This window comes from Rheinheimera sp., from assembly GCF_036568245.1.
Classification (GTDB): domain Bacteria; phylum Pseudomonadota; class Gammaproteobacteria; order Enterobacterales; family Alteromonadaceae; genus Alishewanella.
Map to the genome: position 1 here is coordinate 1 of NZ_DATCSY010000203.1, position 4,253 is coordinate 4,253.

General features: G+C 49.9%; 3 protein-coding genes. All 3 read right to left on the reverse strand.

The window, feature by feature from the left end; genetic code table 11:
* Positions 1-130: 130 nt before the first annotated feature.
* The 3 genes from pdxH to prfC are packed head-to-tail and all read right to left on the reverse strand — an operon-like array spanning position 131 to position 4,111.
* A complete protein-coding gene (pdxH, locus tag VIN66_RS09235) occupies positions 131-769 on the reverse strand; it encodes a pyridoxamine 5'-phosphate oxidase (RefSeq protein WP_331923710.1) in 639 nt (212 codons plus the stop codon).
* 3 nt (positions 770-772) lie between these two features.
* The gene (argS, locus tag VIN66_RS09240) at positions 773-2,512 is read right to left on the reverse strand and encodes an arginine--tRNA ligase (protein ID WP_331923711.1); all 1,740 of its coding nucleotides are present in this window, start codon (positions 2,510-2,512) and stop codon (positions 773-775) included.
* A gap of 12 nt (positions 2,513-2,524) precedes the next feature.
* Positions 2,525-4,111 carry a peptide chain release factor 3 gene (gene prfC / locus VIN66_RS09245; RefSeq protein ID WP_331923712.1) on the reverse strand — a complete coding sequence of 529 codons (1,587 nt, stop codon included), beginning with the start codon at positions 4,109-4,111 and terminating at the stop codon, positions 2,525-2,527.
* Between the last annotated feature and the right edge of the window lie 142 nt (positions 4,112-4,253).

A 4,253-nucleotide genomic window follows, 5' to 3' on the forward strand; every position in this document is an offset into this window, starting at 1 on the left:
AGTAACTTTTCGACACCAACCTGCTGAGCACTGCGCCAATGCGCAAGTTGCTCTGTGTTGAGTTCAGGTAAATCAAGATGGCAATGGCTATCAAACAACCGCTGGCGGCTGCTTGCTGCCCATAGCCCGGTTAAGGGCATAACCGTTCGATACTCCAGCTGTTATCGCTTTGCCTGGTGTACATAAAACGATCGTGTAAACGGTGCTCGCCGCCTTGCCAGAATTCGATTTTATGCGGCCGCACCAAAAAACCGCCCCAGAATGAAGGCAACGGTATTTCACCATGTTCAAACTTATGTTTTATCTCGGCAAACTTTTGCATCAGCGCTAAGCGGGTTGATACCGGTCGGCTTTGCTCTGATGCCCAGGCCGCCAACTGACTTTCTTTGGGGCGGGACAAAAAGTACTTGGCTACCTGGCTTGAGCTGACCCGCTCGGCAGTACCATAAACTATTACCTGCCGCTCCAGTGGGTGCCAGGGAAAATGCAGACACACCTTTGGGTTTGCCGACAGTTCAGTCGCCTTACGGCTACCAAGATTAGTGTAAAAGGTAAAGCCGTCCTGATCCACGTCTTTAAGTAACACCAGACGCTGTGACGGCTGACCATGTTCGTCGACACTTGCCACACACATCGCAGTAGGATCCGGTAACTCTGCCGCGATAGCGTCTTTGAGCCATAGCTCAAACTGCGCTATTGGATCGGCAGTCAATTTATCGAACTCCAACTTATCTTTGGTGTAACTGCGGCGAATATCGTCGATTTTCATAGCTTACATACGCTCCATAACCTCAATACCCAGCAAATCCAGGCCTTGCTTTAACAGCTTAGAGGTAAAAATACTTAGCATTAAACGGCTGTCACGCTGTGCTGGTTCAACGCCGTCTTTAAGTATTGGGCAAGCTTCGTAAAACGCCATATATAAACTGGCCAGCTCATACAGGTAATTACACAGCAGGTTAGGCTGTGCATCTTTCATCACCTGCTGTAACACCTCTTCAAAGCGCAGCAATTTAACGGCTAATTGTTTTTCCTGCTCTTGCGCAATCACCAGCGCTGCACTGAACCCATCGGCGATCTCAGCGCGGCGCAAAATACTGCGCACCCGGGTGTAGGCATATTGCAGGTAAGGCGCGGTCGCACCTTCAAAGCTTAACATCGCATCCCAGCTAAATATGTAGTCGCTGGTGCGGTTTTTCGATAAGTCAGCAAACTTCACCGCGCCAATACCGACTTTACGTGCCACTTCAGCGATTTCATCTTCTGACAAGTCGCTGGCTTTATCCTGCACCACAGCTTTAGCGCGCACTACCGCTTCTTCCAGTAATTCGGCCAGTTTTACGGTGCCGCCGGTACGGGTTTTAAAGGGTTTACCATCTTCACCCATCATGGTGCCAAACGGGCAGTGATCATAGGTCGTTGCATCGCGCAGGTAACCCGCTTTACGGGCTACCAGCTCAACCTGCTTAAAATGCAGCGCCTGGCGTGCATCGGTAAAAATCACGACGCGATCGGCATTTAAGTCATGGCTACGATACTGACAAGCGGCTAAATCGGTGGTCGAATACAGGAAACCACCACCGGTTTTTTGCACGATAAAGGCTGACGGATTACCTTCTTTATCGGCCAGCTCCTGCAGAAATACCACCAGCGCGCCCTGATCCTCTACCGCCAGCTGACGCTGTTTTAAATCATCGACAATGCCCTGCAGCATACTGTTATAGGCACTTTCCGGCTTGATATCAGCGTGGCTTAAGGTGACATTTAGCTTTTCATAGACTTCTTCACTGTGCTTGACCGAGGTATCGATAAACAGCTGCCACAGTTTCTGGCAATGTGCATCTCCGCTTTGCAGCTTAACCACATAGTCACGCGACTTATCGGCAAATCCGGCTTCGTCATCAAAGCGCTTTTTCGCTTCACGGTAGAAATCTTCCAGATCGGCAAGTGCGACAGATTCCAGATCAATACCCGCCGCCAGCTTATCTTCTAAGTGCGCGATCAGCATACCAAACTGGGTGCCCCAGTCGCCCATATGGTTCTGACGGATAACTTTATCGCCCCAGAACTCCATCGTACGCACTACAGCATCGCCAATAATGGTCGAACGTAAATGGCCAACGTGCATCTCTTTTGCCAGGTTAGGCGCCGAGTAATCTACTACCACTGTTTGTGGCGCCGTATTCGTGCTTACGCCCAAACGGCTATCTGCTGCTGCCTGTTGCAGCTGCGCGGCCAACCACGCTTTATCCAGCGTGACATTGATAAAACCCGGGCCGGCGATTTCTGTTTTTTCGGCAATGCCTTCAAGCGCCAGTTGTTGCACCAGTTGCTCGGCTAGCTGACGCGGATTCGTCTTCATCAGCTTAGCGGCAGCCATAGCACCGTTTATTTGGTAATCACCAAACTCAGGGCGGGTACTTACCGTAACGGCAGCATTCGTATCGGCAGGTAAGCCCAGGGCGCCGAACGCGCTTTGCGTTTTCTCAGTTAATAATTGCTTAATATTCATCCGGCTTACCTGTTAATGTTCACGTGTCTTATGGAATTTGATTTTCGGGTAACGCTCCATGGCCAGATTCAGGTTTACCATGGTTGGTGCGATATAGGTCAGCGCATCGCCGCCGTCCAGTGCCAGATTCTGGCTGGCTTTGTTTTTAAACTCGTCCAGCGCTTTGCCATCATCACTGTATACCCAACGAGCCGTCGACACGTTTACCGCTTCGTACAACGCATCTACGTTGTATTCTGACTTTAACCGATGCACAACCACATCAAACTGCAGTACACCGACAGCGCCAACGATCAGATCGTTGTTATCAAGCGGCCTGAACACCTGTACCGCACCTTCTTCGGATAACTGCACCAGGCCTTTAAGCAGCTGCTTTTGCTTCAGCGGGTCGCGCAGGCGGATACGGCGGAACAGTTCCGGCGCAAAGTTTGGAATACCCGTGAACTGCATATTCTCGCCACTGGTAAAGGTATCACCAATCTTGATGGTGCCGTGGTTATGTAAACCGATAATATCGCCCGGATAAGCTTCTTCTAAGTGCTCACGATCGCCAGCGACAAACGTCAGCGCCTGCGGAATAAGCACATCTTTACCAATGCGCACGTGGCGCACTTTCATGCCTTTTTCGTATTTACCCGACACAATGCGTAAAAACGCCACGCGGTCGCGGTGTTTAGGGTCCATATTGGCCTGAATTTTAAACACAAAGCCGGTAAAGCCGGTTTCAGTTGGTGCCACAGTGCGGCTGTCGGTAGCGCGTGATTGCGGCGCTGGTGCCCAGGCTGTTAAGCCATCCAGCATATGGTCTACCCCAAAGTTACCCAAAGCCGTACCGAAGAATACCGGTGTTAACTCACCTTTTAAAAACAGCTCCTGGTCAAATTCATGACTGGCACCACGCACCAGTTCCATCTCATCGCGTAGTTGCTGCGCATAGTAACCAATACGCTTATCCAGCTCAGGGTTATCAAGACCCTTGATGATATCCACATCCTGAATGGTATGGCCCATACCGGATTTATAGAAAATCACTTCGTCACGCAGGATATGATATACGCCTTTAAATTCCTTACCTGAAGCAATTGGCCAGGTAATAGGTGCGCAGGCGATTTTCAGTACGCTTTCAACTTCATCCAGCAAATCAATAGGATCACGAATATCGCGGTCCATTTTGTTCATAAAGGTGATAATTGGCGTATCACGCAGCCGCGTAACTTCCATCAGTTTAATGGTACGTTCTTCTACACCTTTAGCACCGTCAATAACCATCAGGCACGAATCCACCGCCGTTAGCGTGCGGTAGGTATCTTCCGAGAAGTCTTCGTGGCCTGGGGTGTCAAGCAGGTTAACCAGACAATCAGCATAAGGGAACTGCATCACCGAGGTGGTTACCGAAATGCCCCGCTCTTTTTCCATCTCCATCCAGTCGGATGTGGCGTACTGGCCGGACTTTTTACCTTTAACGGTACCAGCCTTTTGGATCAGTTGTCCGAATAACAAAACCTTCTCGGTAATGGTGGTTTTACCGGCGTCAGGGTGGCTGATGATCGCGAACGTACGGCGACTGTTTACTTCAGCGAGAAAATTATCTGTGCTCATAATATCCAATAATCAGTTACCGCAGGCATCCGGCTGCGGTTTAGGAATAAAACCCGGGAGTAAATAATAATGCGCGCGATTATAACAGTTTGAACGACAGGGGCACAGAGTGGATGTGTTACATTACAATCGACATTAAAAC

What these genes read in the sequence shown, in the direction of transcription:
- pdxH (WP_331923710.1), bottom strand. Translation starts at nt 769, where the DNA reads ATGAAAATCGACGATATTCGCCGCAGTTACACCAAAGATAAGTTGGAG.
- prfC (WP_331923712.1), bottom strand. Translation starts at nt 4,111, where the DNA reads ATGAGCACAGATAATTTTCTCGCTGAAGTAAACAGTCGCCGTACGTTC.
- argS (WP_331923711.1), bottom strand. Translation starts at nt 2,512, where the DNA reads ATGAATATTAAGCAATTATTAACTGAGAAAACGCAAAGCGCGTTCGGC.